This window comes from Photorhabdus kleinii, assembly GCF_025384885.1.
Lineage (GTDB): Bacteria > Pseudomonadota > Gammaproteobacteria > Enterobacterales > Enterobacteriaceae > Photorhabdus > Photorhabdus kayaii.
Genome location: NZ_JAJAFY010000003.1, coordinates 24729 through 40338, shown reverse-complemented (window position 1 = coordinate 40338; position 15610 = coordinate 24729). Strand labels below are relative to the sequence as shown.

Below are 15610 nucleotides of genomic sequence, written 5' to 3'. Positions count from 1 at the left end.
AGAATTTTATTACTCAAAGCCATGCTTGCTCAGGAATAGGACAGCATGGTTGGTTCAGTAAATATCAATGTGGAGCTTTGCTTCGGGAGATTTAACCTCGAATGAGCGAGCAGTTAACGGATCAAATGCTGGTTGAACGAGTGCAGAAAGGTGATCAAAAGGCATTTAACCTACTGGTAATCAGATATCAGCATAAAGTGGCGAGTCTTTTATCCCGCTATATTCCGCAGGGTGATGTTCCTGACGTTGCTCAGGAGGCATTTATTAAAGCCTATCGTGCATTGGCTTCGTTTCGTGGCGATAGTGCTTTTTATACTTGGTTGTATCGTATTGCAGTAAACACTGCGAAGAATTATTTGGTTTCTCAAGGGCGCCGTCCGCCGTCCAGTGATTTGGATGCCAGTGACGCAGAAAATTATGAAACTTCAAATGCACTAAAAGAAATTTCGAACCCTGAGAATTTAATGTTGTCAGAAGAATTGAGGCAGGTGGTTTTCCGAGCTATTGAATCTCTTCCCGAGGATTTGCGAATAGCAATAACGCTGAGGGAATTAGATGGGTTAAGCTATGAAGAAATAGCTACCATTATGGATTGTCCGGTTGGTACGGTTCGTTCCCGCATCTTCCGTGCAAGGGAAGCCATTGATGATAAAATTCAACCACTGATTTAAAATTAAAAATAGTGGAACAATACTGAAGGGTACTTTGGCATGCAAAGAGAAAAACTTTCCGCATTGATGGATGGCGAAACTCTTGATAGTGAAGTCGTTAGTATTTTGTCTAAAGATTCTGTAATGCAGAAACGCTGGGAGAATTACCACTTGATCCGTGATACATTGCGCGGTGATGTGACGGAAGTATTGCATCTGGATATTGCTAGTCGGGTTGCATTGGCACTTGAAAAAGAGCCGGTTCATTTCACCCTTGGGGCTATACCTGAATCTCAGCCTCAACCAGAGAACTGGCAAAAAATGCCGTTCTGGCAAAAGCTTCGTCCTTGGGTGAGTCAAATGGTTCAAGTGAGTGTTGCAGCCTGTGTTTCGCTGGCAGTATTGGTTGGTGTACAGCAGTACAACAGCCATAGTGCTGAGGATCTTGAATATCAATCTGATACGCCTGCATTTAACACTTTGCCAATGATGGGATCGGCTTCTCCGGTGAGTTTGGGAGTGCCTTCTGGTGATGATATATTTGGCAATGATCCGCGCATTCAAATGCAGGAGCGTAATAAACGTATTAACATCATGCTGCAACAATATGAACTCGATCGCCGTGTGCATTTTAGGCAAAATGATGAACGGGGAATTTCACCACAGGTTGCTATTCCGGTTCCCGGAACGCAATCTTTAGGAACACAATAGCAGTAATGAAACATATTTGGTTCTCCGTTTGTTTGCTGGCGGGTGGCCTGCTTGCTCCTTTACAAGCCTCGGCACAGCTTAGCAGTGCTGAGGTTTTGTTGCGGGAGATGGGTAATGCCACTCGGTCACTAACTTACGAGCTTGCTTTTATTAATCTCAACCAGCAGGCTATTGTCTCAGTTCGTTATCGCCACGCTATTATCAATGGTATTCCAATTGCCCAGATTATGCAGATGGATGGTTCTCGTAGGGAAGTTGTCCAGCGTGGTAATGAGATCAGTTATTTTGAACCTGGACTGGATGCTTTTAGTCTTAGTGGTAATCATATTATTGATTATTTACCGACCGTCATTTTTGCTGACTTCAATCAGTTGAAAAAATATTACAATTTCATTGACGTTGGTCGTACCCATATCGGTGATAGGCCTTGTAGGGTTGTACGCATCACCTCCAAAGATGAAGTGCGTTATAATTATATTTTACTGATCGACGAAGAAACTCATTTACCATTACGTATTGACTTACTTGATCGTGATAGTGAGGCGCTTGAACAATTTAGGGTTGTTTCTTCTACCATCGATGGGGATATCAATGATGCAATGAGTGTGATTACTCGCTTAAATATGCCACCAATGCTGGTCATTCCACCATTAGAGAAGGTCGTATTTAATTGGAAGGTGGGTAAATTGCCGGCTGGTTTCGTTGAGGTTTCACGTAACCGTCGTAAATTGTCAAATAGTGGCGCACTTGAATCTATTATGTTCAGTGATGGTTTATTTAGCTTTTCTGTGAATGTGACTAATGCTGATAAAACCGGTAAGTTGGAATATCCTCTCCGTCGTGGGCCCCGAACGATTTATAGTGCAATACGTGGTGCAAATGAGGTGACAATTATTGGTGAATTACCATTGGCAACTGCCAAGCGTATCGCCGCTGGTGTCGCATTTATAGGAGCTGACTGATGGTTAAAGAGTGGGCAACAGTAATTCACTGGCAACAGGGGCGGGCATTATTACGTTATGGTTCCTCTTCTGGTTGTGGCAGTTGTCAGGCGCGAGCAACGTGTGGTTCTTATTTACTCAATAAATTAGGGTCTGATGGCATACATCAGCTTGAACTTGAGATTTTACAACCGTTGCAACCGGGGCAAAAAGTGGAAGTTGGAATCCCTGAAGGGAGCTTGCTGCGTTCGGCGTTGTTGGTTTATCTGACACCGCTTATTGGGTTATTCCTTGGTGGTGCACTTTTTCAGTTATGGGTGACCAATCAATTGTGGGTGTTTTGTGGCGGTGTTTTAGGAGGCGCGTTAGGATTCTTCTTTGCCCGCAAAATCGCTACTTACTGGGATAATCGGCAGGAATATCAACCTGTCGTTTTGCAAATCGGCTTGCCTCCTGATGCCATTCACATTCAGCATCGGGAATAAATCTATACCCAATGGATTTCAAGATGCATCGCGACGGCAAGGGAGTGAATCCCCGGGAGCATAGCAAACTATGTGACCGGGGTGAGCGAGTGCAGCCAACAAAGAGGCAACTTGAAAGATAACGGGTATATTTTAGTTATCCAAAACGTTTAATGATTCATACCTTAAAGCTGTAGGCATGACTAGGTTTTCGTAGATTTGGCATGTAGAATACAGCCTTTCAGGCCGGTGGCCGACCTAATAAACCGTCGCTTTATGTCCCTCTGTGTGTCCATATAGGCGAATGATTCAGAAATATCAAGGCAGAAAAATATTTATAATGAAGCAAATACGAAATTTCTCCATTATTGCTCACATTGACCACGGTAAGTCGACGTTATCTGACCGTATTATTCAAATTTGTGGTGGCTTAACAGATCGTGAGATGGCAGAGCAAGTGCTGGATTCCATGGATCTTGAGCGTGAGCGTGGTATCACCATTAAGGCCCAGAGTGTTACCTTGGATTACAAGGCGAATGATGGGCAACTCTATCAATTAAACTTTATCGATACGCCGGGGCACGTTGATTTCTCATATGAAGTTTCCCGTTCACTAGCTGCCTGTGAAGGGGCATTGCTAGTGGTTGATGCTGGACAGGGAGTGGAAGCCCAGACGCTGGCTAACTGTTATACCGCGTTGGATATGAATCTAGAAGTTGTTCCTGTTCTGAATAAAATCGACTTGCCGGCGGCAGAGCCTGAGCGCGTAGCGGAAGAGATCGAAGATATTGTCGGTATTGATGCTACCGATGCCGTGCGCTGTTCGGCCAAAACGGGCGTCGGCGTACAAGACGTCATTGAGCGTTTGGTTAAAGAGATTCCAGCCCCGGAAGGCGATCCTGATGCGCCATTACAGGCTCTTATCATTGACTCATGGTTTGATAATTACCTTGGTGTTGTCTCTCTGGTGCGGATTAAAAACGGTACCTTGCGTAAGGGTGATAAAATCAAGGTAATGAGTACCGGCCAGGTGTATAACGCCGATCGCCTTGGCATTTTCACCCCTAAACGTGTTGATCGTGATGTATTAGATTGTGGCGAAGTGGGCTGGTTAGTTTGTGCAATTAAAGACATTCTTGGTGCACCCGTCGGGGATACCTTAACATTGTCCCGTCAACCAGCGGAAAAACCACTTCCAGGCTTTAAAAAAGTGAAGCCACAGGTTTATGCAGGGCTGTTCCCTGTCAGTTCTGATGACTATGAAGCGTTCCGTGACGCATTAGGTAAATTGAGTCTGAATGACGCTTCACTATTTTATGAGCCGGAAAGTTCTTCTGCGTTGGGTTTTGGTTTCCGTTGCGGTTTCCTTGGCCTGTTGCATATGGAGATTATTCAAGAGCGTCTGGAACGTGAATATGATCTCGACCTTATTACAACGGCCCCAACGGTTGTGTATGAAGTGGAGACAACTAGCCGCGATATTCTCTATGTGGATAGCCCATCTAAACTACCACCGCTGAATAATATTGAAGAGTTACGTGAACCAATTGCTGAGTGCCATATGCTATTACCTCAGGAGTATTTGGGGAACGTCATTACCTTATGTGTTGAGAAGCGCGGGGTGCAAACTAACATGGTTTACCACGGTAAACAGGTTGCACTGACTTACGAAATACCGATGGCGGAAGTGGTTTTGGACTTCTTCGATCGATTGAAATCTACCTCTCGCGGTTATGCTTCACTGGATTATAATTTCACTCGTTTCCAGTCATCTGATATGGTTCGTGTGGATGTATTGATTAATGCTGAACGAGTTGATGCATTGGCGTTGATTACTCACCGTGGCAATGCACAGTACCGTGGCCGGGAGCTGGTGGAGAAGATGAAAGAACTTATTCCTCGTCAACAGTTCGATATCGCAATTCAGGCTGCGATTGGTAATCATATTATTGCGCGCTCAACAGTGAAGCAATTGCGTAAAAACGTCTTGGCGAAGTGTTATGGTGGTGACGTCAGCCGTAAGAAAAAGCTATTGCAGAAACAGAAAGAGGGTAAGAAACGTATGAAACAAGTGGGTAACGTTGAGTTACCACAGGAAGCTTTCTTAGCCATTCTTCATGTTGGTAAAGACAATTAATAAGCTTGTAAGGAGTCTAAATGGCTAACACTTTTGCCCTGATCCTAACGTTGGCAACGTTAGTCACCGGCATTATTTGGTGTATCGATCGTTTCAAATGGGCACCAGAGCGCAAGAAAAAACTTGCCAGATTGCAGGAGCTGACTGAAGGTACAATGGATCAGGAGCATCTGGCTGAGACTATTAACAAGCCGACATGGGTGGATACCTGTTCATCTATTTTTCCTGTGTTAGCCGTGGTTCTGATCCTGCGCTCTTTTGTTTATGAGCCTTTTCAGATCCCATCGGGTTCCATGATGCCAACTTTATTGATTGGTGATTTCATTCTGGTAGAGAAATATTCATACGGATTGAAAGATCCCATCACTCAAACAACATTGATTAAGACTGGCGAACCAAAGCGTGGTGATGTTGCTGTATTTAAATACCCGTTGGATCCTAGTTTTGACTACATCAAACGCGTGGTTGGTTTACCGGGTGATAAAATTATTTATGATCCGGCAAAGAAAGAATTGCGTATTTTTTCTAATTGCAGTAAGACAGGGAATTGTCAGGGAGAACTACCGGTTTCTTACGGTTCACTATTTCCAAGTGAGTGGACAATGCAGCAATATGGTGTCGATTCCAATGGTGAAAGTTTGAGAAAGGTAGGTGTTTTCCAAATTCCTGTTGAAGAAACGTTGCCGCCTTACAGTATGCGGCAGGGTGAAAGAATTGAGAATTTGGACGCAGTGACCCATCATATTTTGGAGATTCCCGGTGTACTATCGGTACCTAATTTCCGTCAGCCTGGCTTGCCAGAGGGAATGTGGATTGTGCCCGAAGGCCACTATTTTATGATGGGTGATAACCGTGATAATAGCGCTGATAGCCGTGCATGGGGCTTTGTCCCTGAAAAGAATTTGGTCGGTCGCGCTTCCGCCATCTGGATGAGTTTTGAAAAACAGGAAGGAGAATGGCCTACCGGAGTTCGCTTCAGCCGTATTGGTGGAATTAATTAATATTTTTATATTAGCGAAGCATTAATTTTACTCGCAGTGTAGAATGTCCTTTCAAACTTAATGACTGGCTCCTATACCCAATGGATTTCAAGATGCGTCGCGACGGCAAGGGAGCGAATCCCCGGGAGCATAGAGAACTATGTGACCGGGGTGAGTGAGTGCAGCCAACAAAGAGGCAACTTGAAAGATAACGGGTATATAAGGAGCCAGTGCAAACGCAACAGTTTTGTCAGGAGTTCCTGTTACAGGTCTGTTGCGTGTGCGTTTTTATTTGACGAATTCTGACCGATATTGGTAGCACATGAATCCCATCGTAATTAACAGATTGCAGCGTAAGCTGGGGTACACTTTTGATCAGCATGATTTGCTGATACAAGCGTTAACTCATCGTAGTGCCAGCAGTAAACATAACGAACGGCTGGAATTTCTTGGTGACTCAATCCTGAGTTTTGTTATTGCCAATGCGTTGTATCATCGCTTTCCTCGTGTTGATGAGGGGGATATGAGCCGCATGCGTGCCACATTGGTGCGTGGTAATACGCTGGCTGAATTGGCAAGGGAATTTGAATTAGGTGAATGCCTTCGTTTGGGGCCGGGGGAACTGAAAAGCGGCGGTTACCGCCGTGAATCAATACTGGCTGATACGGTTGAAGCGCTGATTGGTGCTATTTTCCTTGATAGCGATATCCAGACTATTGAAAGAATTATTCTGAGATGGTACGAAACCCGTCTGAATGAAATCAGCCCTGGCGACAAACAGAAAGATCCGAAAACTCGTTTACAGGAATATTTGCAAGGGCATCATCTGCCTCTGCCATCATATCTGGTTGTTATGGTTCGTGGTGAAGCTCACGATCAAGAATTTACTATTCACTGTCAAGTGAGCGGTATTGAACAGCCGGTTAAAGGAACAGGCTCCAGCCGTCGCAAAGCGGAACAGGCAGCGGCTGAGCAAGCATTAAAACAATTGGAGCTTGAATGAGCGAACAAGAAACCTATTGCGGATTCGTTGCAATAGTTGGACGGCCTAATGTGGGGAAATCCACGCTGCTAAATCAGCTTTTAGGTCAGAAAATATCTATCACTTCTCGTAAACCGCAGACGACCCGTCACCGTATTATGGGTATCCATACTGAAGGTGCTTATCAGATTATTTATGTGGATACGCCGGGATTGCATATTGAAGAAAAACGGGCAATTAACCGGTTGATGAACCGGGCAGCTAGCAGTTCTATCGGTGATGTGGAGTTGGTTATTTTTGTTGTCGAAGGGACTCATTGGACCCCGGATGACGAGATGGTACTGAACAAACTGCGTAATCTGCGTTGTCCGGTTTTGCTGGCTATCAATAAAGTGGATAACGTGACCGATAAAACCAGCTTATTGCCACATATTGGTTTTCTCAGTAAACAGATGAGTTTTCTTGATGTTGTTCCAATGAGCGCTGAAAAAGGCATGAATGTTGATACGATTGCCAAAATTGTGCGCGGATATATACCGAAAGCGACTCACCATTTTCCGGAAGATTACATTACTGACCGTTCTCAGCGGTTTATGGCTTCTGAAATTATTCGAGAAAAGCTTATGCGTTTTCTTGGTGATGAATTGCCATATTCTGTCACGGTTGAAATTGAGCAGTTCGTGGCGAATGAGCGCGGTGGTTACAATATCCATGGTTTGATTCTGGTTGAGCGTGAAGGCCAGAAGAAAATGGTCATTGGTAATAAAGGCAGTAAAATCAAGACCATTGGCATTGAAGCCCGTCAGGATATGGAAAGGCTGTTTGATGTAAAAATCCACTTAGAACTGTGGGTTAAAGTTAAAGCGGGTTGGGCTGATGATGAGCGAGCATTACGTAGCTTGGGTTACGTCGATGATTTGAAATAAGGCATCCCCTGTGGACGGTTGGCAACGTGTTTTTATTCTTCACGGGCGTCCTTACAGTGAAACTAGTCTGTTACTGGATCTGTTTACTGAAAATGAAGGGCGGATTAGCGTGTTGGCAAAAGGTGCGCGTAGCCGTCGTTCCAATTTGAAAGGCTGCTTGCAGCCCTTTACCCCATTGCTGGTTCGTTGGAGTGGGCGGGGGGCAATTAAAACGCTGCGTGATGCAGATCCTATCTCTCTGGCCCTTCCTCTTACCGGCAACGTATTGTACAGCGGTTTATATATCAATGAATTGTTGTCAAGAGTGCTTGAACAGGGAACGGCTTACCCCGCCTTATTCTTTGATTATCTCCAATGTTTGCAGGTTCTTGCTGCCAGTGAATATACACCGGAACATGCATTACGTCGGTTTGAACTGGCGTTGCTGGCAAATCTTGGTTATGGCGTTGATTATCTGCATTGTGCGGGCAGTGGTGAGCCGGTGGATGACACGATGACCTACCGTTATAGAGAAGAAAAAGGATTTATTGCTAGCTTGGTTGTTGATCATTACAGTTTTACTGGGCGCGAATTAAAATCACTGGCAACTCGTGAATTCCCTGATTCTACTATATTAAAGGCAGCAAAGCGTTTCACGCGTATTGCATTAAAACCTTATCTCGGTGGCAAACCTTTGAAAAGTCGTGAATTATTTCGGCAGTTTGTACGTCAGAAGCCTGAAAAGAAAGAAAACTAATGAATTTGTTTCTCTTCAAGATGGAAAGTGTAAACTTGTCATATTCTAATATGACTACAGGAGATAAATATGGCTGAAGTATTATTAGGCGTTAATATCGATCACATTGCGACAGTGCGCAATGCCCGTGGTACCAATTATCCTGATCCGGTTCAAGCGGCTTTTGTTGCGGAACAGGCGGGAGCCGATGGAATTACCATTCATTTGCGTGAAGATCGCCGTCATATTACCGATCGGGATGTAGAACTGTTGAAAAAAACTATCCAGACTCGGATGAACCTTGAGATGGCTGTGACAGATGAAATGGTGGATATTGCCTGTCGCATTAAACCTGAATTTTGCTGTTTGGTGCCTGAAAAACGGCAGGAAGTGACAACAGAAGGGGGCTTAGATGTTATTGGTCAGAAAGATAAAGTTGCTGCGGCGGTTAAGCGTCTATCTGATGCGGGTATTCTTGTCTCGTTATTTATTGATGCGGAACATCGACAAATTGATGCGGCTAGTGAAGTTGGCGCACCTTTCATTGAAATTCATACTGGTGCTTATGCCGATGCAGAAAGTGAAGTAGAACAAGAAAAAGAGTTCCATCGTATTAAAGCAGCCGCGACTTATGCAGCGAGTAAAGGTCTAACGGTTAATGCGGGTCATGGGCTGACGTATCATAATGTACAACGTATTGCTGCTCTGCCAGAAATTTATGAGTTGAATATTGGTCATGCCATTATTGGACGTGCGGTATTCAGTGGCTTGACCGCTGCGGTGGCGGATATGAAAACCCAAATGCGGAAAGCTCGCCGTTAATGGCTATTATTGGGTTAGGTACAGATATTGTTGAAATTGCCCGTATTGAAGGGGTTGTCGAGCGCTCAGGTGAGCGCTTGGCAAAACGCATTCTCAGTGAATTCGAATGGGAACAATATCAGCAACATGAAAAACCGGTTCGTTTTTTGGCTAAGCGTTTTGCGGTAAAAGAAGCCGCAGCAAAGGCATTAGGAACGGGTATCCGTAATGGGCTGGCATTTAACCAGTTTGAAGTGGTCAATGATGCACTGGGAAAACCGATTTTGCGGCTCTATGGTGCGGCCGCAGTGTTGGCTCAGCAATTAGGGGCGACCTCTTTGCATGTGACATTGGCCGATGAGCGTCGCTATGCCTGTGCGACCGTTATTCTTGAGCGTTGATTTCAGATCTTATCTGCATGATGCAGTAATACAAATTTATCCCACAATTGCTCTTCTGTTTCCTGTTGGTCTGGATCGGTGATAATGGTATTATTTATCGGACAGACTGATTGACAGGTTGGAGCGTCATAATGACCGATGCATTCGGTGCAACGCTTGGAATCAATCTCATAAATTTCATCTCCCATTGATATAGCCTGATTGGGACATTCAGGTTCACACATATCACAATTGATACAGCTTTTTTTGATTAATAACGACATTTTAATAACTTAGTTTATTTTTCATTTTATACCAGTGTGTTATCGTCAGTTTTAATTTCTTACTATTACACACTTATTGTATTTTTATACGACATAAATTACATTGAAAAACCAAGTCTGGCAATAAAAAACCATAATAGATGAAATTTTTTCTATCTTAGAAAACGCTTATGTGTGAACTTTATTATTCAGTTAGCTATATAGGAAATAAGTCAAGGGCGTGTAAAACTTCTAATATTATGTAGTTAATAGGTCTTGAGAGAAAATAGCTTGGATGATAACAGAATATTTACAACCTATACCCAATGGATTTCAAGATACATCGAGACGGCAAGGGAGTGAATCCCCGGGAGCATAGCAAACTATGTGACCGGGGTGAGCGAGTGCAGCCAACAAAGAGGCAACTTGAAAGATGACGGGTATAGTATTAGAGTAAATAAAATGATAAAGACCGGGTATTATTCTAATCCCGGTCTGTTTGTTAATTACAATAATGGCGCAATTGGCCAGTCAATTTCCGGTGCTTTATCAAGATAATTCTAAAGTCAGAGATAGATAACAACTATGAGTGTTGAAAGTTAGTTATCTGATACTCCTATTACGAATATGCGTACAGGCGGAAAGTGTGCACCGCGAGACTGCCAATGTGATATTATTACCAGGTTTTCTTTATTGATTTTTAATATTTCAGCTCCTTCACCATAGTTGCCTCCACTGGCAAATCCTCCCATACTTGAAAGTATAGCATGAGGTTCATAAGAGTATGCAATTGGGTATGTGATAGTGAATTTCCCCTCGTTAGCTAAATTTGGAGCCTTTGCATATACAGATTGTAATAAGATATATTTTCTCTTTGATCCGCTCAAAAATGGAATTTTAAGCGTTATGAAATTATCCCCTTGTGTAAACAGAGGAGTGCCTGCTAATAACAAGTCTAATAAACCGAGATTTTTCACAAACTCATTTTTGTTAGGAATATCTTGACCATTTTGGTTTTTGGCCAATCTGCCGTTAGCACTATCATTTATATCGGAAACAAGTTTCTGAGTTGCGGCCAGTGTATTACTATTGCCAATGATATCTGTGAGTTGAACAATACCTTTTTGTGTTAATGAGGCATCAGGAATTTTTGTTGTGATTTTTTGTTCTAACGCTTTATTTAATTGGGCGGTGAGTTTGTCTATATTACCATCATCGAGAACATCATTGCCAGATTGTGTTGCGATAAAGTTAGCGACTACAGATGATATGGTTGATGACTGACGTAATGCTTTATTTAATACATGAATAGTAATACTCTCTGGTGGAAATCCAGTATTTAAACTCTCGTTCTCTTCATATTTTTCTTGGCTCACAACATTAGCATTGTTACTAATAGAAAAAGCCTTAAAATCATTTTTTGGACTCATGTTTTTCCCTCAAATTAAATAGTGTATTCTATAATTAATAATATTTAATTGTTATAAAGATAACTTTAAGAAATTCATAGTCTAGTTCGGTAAAATAATAATGAAATACTTTTATAACTTAGGCGATTAACTATTTATGTGTAGTTGATGATAATTGGTTGAATTTTTCAATCAAATAACCTGATATTGATAAATAGAATGGTGAAAATATATTTAAACCATAAAATCCTGTCAGGGTGAGCAGGAGGAGTAATAATGAGTCATTATTCTCCGGGAAAAAGTATATGATATTACTGGATTGGGTTGATATTTCAATGGTTCTTGATATTGCATAGCTAAAATACCAGAATGAATAGAGTGATAAAGACCGGGCGCTATCCTGATCCCGGTCTTTTATTAGTTACAATAATGGTGAAATTGGCCAGTCTATTTCCGGTGCTTTTGACGTATCAACCCGGTTAAGCATGATTCGGTATTTTTTCCATTCTTTGAGTAATCGCATTTCTTCGTCTGTTGCTATATCAAGTTCTTCTGAATCAGAAAGTGGGATTATTTTTTTATTCGCGTGAGATATAAATTGCTCTTTTGTTGGTGGTGGAGTGTCTTCCCAACAAGGAAGACCATCTTCGCCACAGGAAAGTATTTTTCCGGTGGGAGGTATTTCCGAGAAATTATTGAATATGCTATCAGTTACAGATATGGGATCGTTTGGCCATGAGCCTGATTCAATATAATTCTGCTGTAATGATAGCGGATAAAATGATTTATTTGATGGACTGAATACATAGTTTTTGTTATTCATAATTCTTTGCCAATTTTCATTAAATAATCATAATAATTTTTTTAATTAATATCCTATTGCCATAAAAAATGTAAAAGTAGTGAGTTTATGGTAATTAAGATTTTTATAACACCGAAACTGATGCTGATTTTCTATCGTTGCTGAGAATATACCTGCTGCTTGAGGGTCATTACCACGGTGAGTTAACGTGATACTAAAACATGCGTTTGGGAATGGTATTGGAAAGTTATTTAAATACCCAGATTGAGGGTCGCTATGGTTATAAACTTGTGCTAATCCCCACATTAAAATTAAACCCGAAGGCAATTTTTGCCAGCCATTCTTAACCAAGTTTGCGGTGAAAAAAGACATATTTGGAACTTGATTAATTCCATTTCCCACTTTCAAGTTTGCAGCTTTATCTAAACCTAAGTTTTTCACAAACTCATTTTTATTAGGAATATCTGCGCCGTTTTGCGTTTTTTCTAGTCTGTTATTGGCATTATTATTTATATCGGAGACAAGCTTCTGTGTTGCAGCCAGTGTATTACTATTGCCAATGACATCTGTGAGTTGAACAACACCTTTTTGTGTTAATAAGGCATCGGGAACTTTTTTTGTAATTTTTTGTTCTAGCGCTTTATTCAATTGTGCAGTGAGTTTGACTATATTGCCATCATCCAAAACATCACTGCCAGATTCTGTCGCAATAAAATCAGCTACAACAGATGATATTGTTGATGACTGACGTAATGCCTTATTTAATACATGCGTGGTAAGGCCTATTGGGGGAAATCCAGTCTGCAATTCTGGAGTGCCTTCATATAAATTTTGAGCCACCACATTTGCACCATCTCTAATAGAAAACGCTTTAAAATCATTTTTGGGACTCATATATATTCTCCTAAAATTCAATAGTGGGTTCTATAGGTGATTTTTTAAGTTATTGTAAGGATAATTTTCCATCTCTCACAGTTTAGAGATGAAAAAATAATAATTAAACATTTTTATAGCTTATGGGGTTAATTATTTTCGTATATTTTGAGTAGTAAACAATCCGATATGTTTAAATTGAAAGAATATCTGAGTAATGAATGCCTTTTTATATAGGTATATTAAATAATTTTCATGTTGAAAGATTTATTCTGGAAAATAAATTTCGATGACGTACAAGATCACTAATATCGTATGAACTAAAAAATCTTGGTGGAGAATAGTTTGTATGATGACGGAACATTAACCATTGTAGTATTAGTAATAACAAAAAGACCGGGATTCAGTCTGAATCCCGGTCTTTTTGTTAATTACGATAATGGTGCAATTGGCCAGTCAATTTTTGGGGCTTTTGACGTATCAACCCGATTAAGCATGACTCGATATTTTTTCCATTCTTTGAGTAATAGCATTTCTTCGTCTGTTGCTATACCCAGTTCTAGTGCATCGGAAAGCGGCGTTATTTTCTCATTTGCAAGAGATATAAATTGTGCTTTTTGGCTTTCCGCTATGGATATTAATTCCTCTTTTGCTGGTGGTGGAGTGTCTTCCCAACAAGGAAAACCATTTTCGCCACAGGAAAGTATTTTTCCGGTGGGAGGTATGCCCGAGAACTTATTGAATATGCCATCAGTTACAGATATGGGATCGTTTGGCCATGAGCCTGCTGCAATATAATCCTGCTGTAATGATAGTGGATAAAATGCTTTATTTAATGCGCTAAATACATAGTTTTTATCGTTCATATTAATACCCTATTGCTCTATAAAATGCTGCTACAGGAATTTGTAAATTTGGAATACTGCTAAAACATTGGAATTGGGCATTATTGACCGTCATTAGTGAAAATGTTCCAGCATGTTGAGGAGCGTTACCAACGTGAGTTAACGTGACGTTGAGACATTTATTCGGGAATGGGATTGGAAAGTTATTTAAAGCACCAGCTTCGGCATAAGCATTGCCTTTAACTGATGCTATTCCCCACATTTCAATTAAACCCGAAGGTAATTTTTGCCATCCGACCTGATTCAGGTTAGCGGTGAAAAACGACATATTAGGTACCTGATTTTCACCATTCCCTATCGTTATATTTGTTGAATCTGATAAACCAAGGTTCTTTATAAATGCAGCTTTATCAGGAATATCTGCACCGTTTTGGTCTTTTGCCAGTCGATTATTAGCATTATCATTTACATCAGAAACAAGCTTCTGAGTTGAAGCAAGTGTATTACTGTTGCCTATTTGGTCTGTGAGCTGAACAATTCCTTTTTCTGTTAATGAGGCATCGGGAGTTTCTGTTGTGTTTTTTTGTTCTAAGGATTTCTTGAATTGGGCGGTGAGTTTGTCTATATCCCCATTATCCAGAACATCTTCGCCAGATTGTGTTGCGATAAAATTAGCGACGACAGTGGATATGGTTGACGACTGACGTAATGCCTTATTTAATAGTTCAGGGGTAATATCTGCTGTTGGAAACCCAGTTTGTAATTTTTGTTCTTTTTCATATGTTTCTTGGGTCATTATATTTGCATTTTCATTAATAGAAAAAGCCTTAAAATCATTCTTTTGACTCATATATTTTTCTCCAATTAAGCAGTGTATTTTATAAGCAATATAGTGAATTTTTATAAAAATAATTTTTCCCTATTCACGCCAGCTATAGTTTAGTTAGAAAAAATAATAATGGAATACTCTTATAACTTATAGGGTTAACTATTTTTATATAATTGTTGGTAATGAATATGTTAATTTTTTGTAATCTGAAATATATCTAAACTATTTGCATTTAATGTTTGAAAATGATCTTTATTTTCATTAATAAAGTCTCATTTATTCCTTGGAGGAATTATGTGGTATGACTGAATTGGTTTAATATTTTAATGATTATTGGTGTTGAATAACTACAAAATACCAGAATCAATAAAATGATTAAGACCGGGTTCTACCTGAATCCCAGTCTTTTTGTTAATTACGATAAGGGTGGAATTGACCAGTCAATTTCAGGTGCTTTCGAAGTATCAACCCGATTAAGCATCACCCGGTATTTTTTCCATTCTTTGAGTAATAGCATTTCTTCGTCTGTTGCTATACCCAGTTCTAGCGCATCGGAAAGCGGCGTTATTTTCTCATTTGCAAGAGATATAAATTGCGCTCTTTGGACTTCTGCTATAGATATCAATTCTTCTTTTGTTGGTGGTGGGATATCTTTCCAACAAGGAAGACCATCTTCGCCGGAGGAAAGTATTTTTCCTGCGGGAGGTATTCCCGAGAACTTATTGAATATGTCATCCGTTACAGATATGGGGTCGTTTGGCCATGAGCCTGCTGCAATATAATCCTGCTGTAATGATAGCGGATAAAATGCTTTATTTAACGTACTGAATACGTAGTTTCTATCGTTCATAATTCTCTGCCAATTTTAATTAAATAATCATCATGATAAATTAATTTTTTTT

Annotated in this window: 18 protein-coding genes; 11 read left to right on the top strand and 7 right to left on the bottom strand. The window is 40.7% G+C overall.

Features of this window, described 5'->3' with window-relative positions; all coding sequences use genetic code 11:
- The first annotated feature begins 101 nt into the window (after positions 1-101).
- From rpoE to acpS, 11 genes are all read left to right on the top strand, one after another.
- Complete coding sequence (gene rpoE / locus LG003_RS03205; protein ID WP_112876375.1) at positions 102-671, top strand: RNA polymerase sigma factor RpoE; 570 nt, start codon at positions 102-104, stop codon at positions 669-671.
- A 39-nt stretch (positions 672-710) separates the two neighbouring features.
- Complete coding sequence (rseA, locus tag LG003_RS03200; RefSeq protein WP_112876374.1) at positions 711-1361, top strand: anti-sigma-E factor RseA; 651 nt, start codon at positions 711-713, stop codon at positions 1359-1361.
- 5 nt (positions 1362-1366) lie between these two features.
- Positions 1367-2323, top strand: coding sequence for a sigma-E factor regulatory protein RseB (rseB, locus tag LG003_RS03195; RefSeq protein ID WP_112876373.1), 957 nt, complete (start codon positions 1367-1369; stop codon positions 2321-2323).
- Positions 2323-2787: a SoxR-reducing system protein RseC gene (rseC, locus tag LG003_RS03190; protein ID WP_112876372.1), complete on the top strand. Its 465-nt coding sequence runs from the start codon at positions 2323-2325 to the stop codon at positions 2785-2787. The genes rseB and rseC overlap by 1 nt, the downstream gene beginning before the upstream one ends.
- Positions 2788-3106: 319 nt before the next feature.
- Positions 3107-4903 carry a translation elongation factor 4 gene (gene lepA, locus LG003_RS03185; protein ID WP_112876398.1) on the top strand — a complete coding sequence of 599 codons (1797 nt, stop codon included), beginning with the start codon at positions 3107-3109 and terminating at the stop codon, positions 4901-4903.
- 20 nt (positions 4904-4923) lie between these two features.
- On the top strand, positions 4924-5904 hold the full coding sequence (gene lepB / locus LG003_RS03180; RefSeq protein ID WP_262980145.1) for a signal peptidase I: 981 nt from the start codon (positions 4924-4926) through the stop codon (positions 5902-5904).
- 301 nt (positions 5905-6205) lie between these two features.
- Positions 6206-6886 carry a ribonuclease III gene (gene rnc, locus LG003_RS03175; RefSeq protein ID WP_112876370.1) on the top strand — a complete coding sequence of 227 codons (681 nt, stop codon included), beginning with the start codon at positions 6206-6208 and terminating at the stop codon, positions 6884-6886.
- A complete protein-coding gene (gene era / locus LG003_RS03170; protein ID WP_112876369.1) occupies positions 6883-7791 on the top strand; it encodes a GTPase Era in 909 nt (302 codons plus the stop codon). Before rnc ends, era begins: the two co-directional genes overlap by 4 nt.
- Before the next feature lie 10 nt (positions 7792-7801).
- Positions 7802-8527 (top strand): DNA repair protein RecO, encoded by a 726-nt coding sequence (gene recO / locus LG003_RS03165; protein ID WP_112876368.1) that lies wholly within the window; start codon positions 7802-7804, stop codon positions 8525-8527.
- Positions 8528-8596: 69 nt separating this feature from the next.
- Positions 8597-9328: a pyridoxine 5'-phosphate synthase gene (pdxJ, locus tag LG003_RS03160; protein ID WP_112876367.1), complete on the top strand. Its 732-nt coding sequence runs from the start codon at positions 8597-8599 to the stop codon at positions 9326-9328.
- Positions 9328-9708 carry a holo-ACP synthase gene (gene acpS / locus LG003_RS03155; RefSeq protein WP_262980144.1) on the top strand — a complete coding sequence of 127 codons (381 nt, stop codon included), beginning with the start codon at positions 9328-9330 and terminating at the stop codon, positions 9706-9708. The genes pdxJ and acpS overlap by 1 nt, the downstream gene beginning before the upstream one ends.
- A 2-nt stretch (positions 9709-9710) precedes the next feature.
- Here the strand turns inward: acpS and LG003_RS03150 are convergent, their stop codons facing one another.
- From LG003_RS03150 to LG003_RS03120, 7 genes are all read right to left on the bottom strand, one after another.
- On the bottom strand, positions 9711-9971 hold the full coding sequence (locus LG003_RS03150) for a YfhL family 4Fe-4S dicluster ferredoxin (RefSeq protein ID WP_112876365.1): 261 nt from the start codon (positions 9969-9971) through the stop codon (positions 9711-9713).
- A 578-nt stretch (positions 9972-10549) separates the two neighbouring features.
- The gene (locus tag LG003_RS03145) at positions 10550-11380 is read right to left on the bottom strand and encodes a phage tail protein (protein WP_262980143.1); all 831 of its coding nucleotides are present in this window, start codon (positions 11378-11380) and stop codon (positions 10550-10552) included.
- Positions 11381-11780: 400 nt separating this feature from the next.
- Positions 11781-12182 (bottom strand): tail fiber assembly protein, encoded by a 402-nt coding sequence (locus tag LG003_RS03140; protein ID WP_262980142.1) that lies wholly within the window; start codon positions 12180-12182, stop codon positions 11781-11783.
- A gap of 45 nt (positions 12183-12227) precedes the next feature.
- A complete protein-coding gene (locus tag LG003_RS03135) occupies positions 12228-13055 on the bottom strand; it encodes a phage tail protein (RefSeq protein ID WP_262980141.1) in 828 nt (275 codons plus the stop codon).
- 410 nt (positions 13056-13465) lie between these two features.
- On the bottom strand, positions 13466-13900 hold the full coding sequence (locus LG003_RS03130) for a tail fiber assembly protein (protein ID WP_112876362.1): 435 nt from the start codon (positions 13898-13900) through the stop codon (positions 13466-13468).
- Position 13901: 1 nt separating this feature from the next.
- Positions 13902-14729, bottom strand: a complete 828-nt coding sequence (locus LG003_RS03125) for a phage tail protein (protein ID WP_112876361.1) — start codon at positions 14727-14729, stop codon at positions 13902-13904.
- 394 nt (positions 14730-15123) lie between these two features.
- Complete coding sequence (locus LG003_RS03120; protein ID WP_112876360.1) at positions 15124-15558, bottom strand: tail fiber assembly protein; 435 nt, start codon at positions 15556-15558, stop codon at positions 15124-15126.
- Positions 15559-15610 lie beyond the last annotated feature (52 nt).

Bases quoted from the DNA above. Each gene is read 5' to 3' on its own strand.
- rpoE (WP_112876375.1), top strand. From the start codon at position 102: ATGAGCGAGCAGTTAACGGATCAAATGCTGGTTGAACGAGTGCAGAAA.
- rseA (WP_112876374.1), top strand. From the start codon at position 711: ATGCAAAGAGAAAAACTTTCCGCATTGATGGATGGCGAAACTCTTGAT.
- rseB (WP_112876373.1), top strand. From the start codon at position 1,367: ATGAAACATATTTGGTTCTCCGTTTGTTTGCTGGCGGGTGGCCTGCTT.
- rseC (WP_112876372.1), top strand. From the start codon at position 2,323: ATGGTTAAAGAGTGGGCAACAGTAATTCACTGGCAACAGGGGCGGGCA.
- lepA (WP_112876398.1), top strand. From the start codon at position 3,107: ATGAAGCAAATACGAAATTTCTCCATTATTGCTCACATTGACCACGGT.
- lepB (WP_262980145.1), top strand. From the start codon at position 4,924: ATGGCTAACACTTTTGCCCTGATCCTAACGTTGGCAACGTTAGTCACC.
- rnc (WP_112876370.1), top strand. From the start codon at position 6,206: ATGAATCCCATCGTAATTAACAGATTGCAGCGTAAGCTGGGGTACACT.
- era (WP_112876369.1), top strand. From the start codon at position 6,883: ATGAGCGAACAAGAAACCTATTGCGGATTCGTTGCAATAGTTGGACGG.
- pdxJ (WP_112876367.1), top strand. From the start codon at position 8,597: ATGGCTGAAGTATTATTAGGCGTTAATATCGATCACATTGCGACAGTG.
- acpS (WP_262980144.1), top strand. From the start codon at position 9,328: ATGGCTATTATTGGGTTAGGTACAGATATTGTTGAAATTGCCCGTATT.
- LG003_RS03150 (WP_112876365.1), bottom strand. From the start codon at position 9,971: ATGTCGTTATTAATCAAAAAAAGCTGTATCAATTGTGATATGTGTGAA.
- LG003_RS03145 (WP_262980143.1), bottom strand. From the start codon at position 11,380: ATGAGTCCAAAAAATGATTTTAAGGCTTTTTCTATTAGTAACAATGCT.
- LG003_RS03140 (WP_262980142.1), bottom strand. From the start codon at position 12,182: ATGAATAACAAAAACTATGTATTCAGTCCATCAAATAAATCATTTTAT.
- LG003_RS03135 (WP_262980141.1), bottom strand. From the start codon at position 13,055: ATGAGTCCCAAAAATGATTTTAAAGCGTTTTCTATTAGAGATGGTGCA.
- LG003_RS03130 (WP_112876362.1), bottom strand. From the start codon at position 13,900: ATGAACGATAAAAACTATGTATTTAGCGCATTAAATAAAGCATTTTAT.
- LG003_RS03125 (WP_112876361.1), bottom strand. From the start codon at position 14,729: ATGAGTCAAAAGAATGATTTTAAGGCTTTTTCTATTAATGAAAATGCA.
- LG003_RS03120 (WP_112876360.1), bottom strand. From the start codon at position 15,558: ATGAACGATAGAAACTACGTATTCAGTACGTTAAATAAAGCATTTTAT.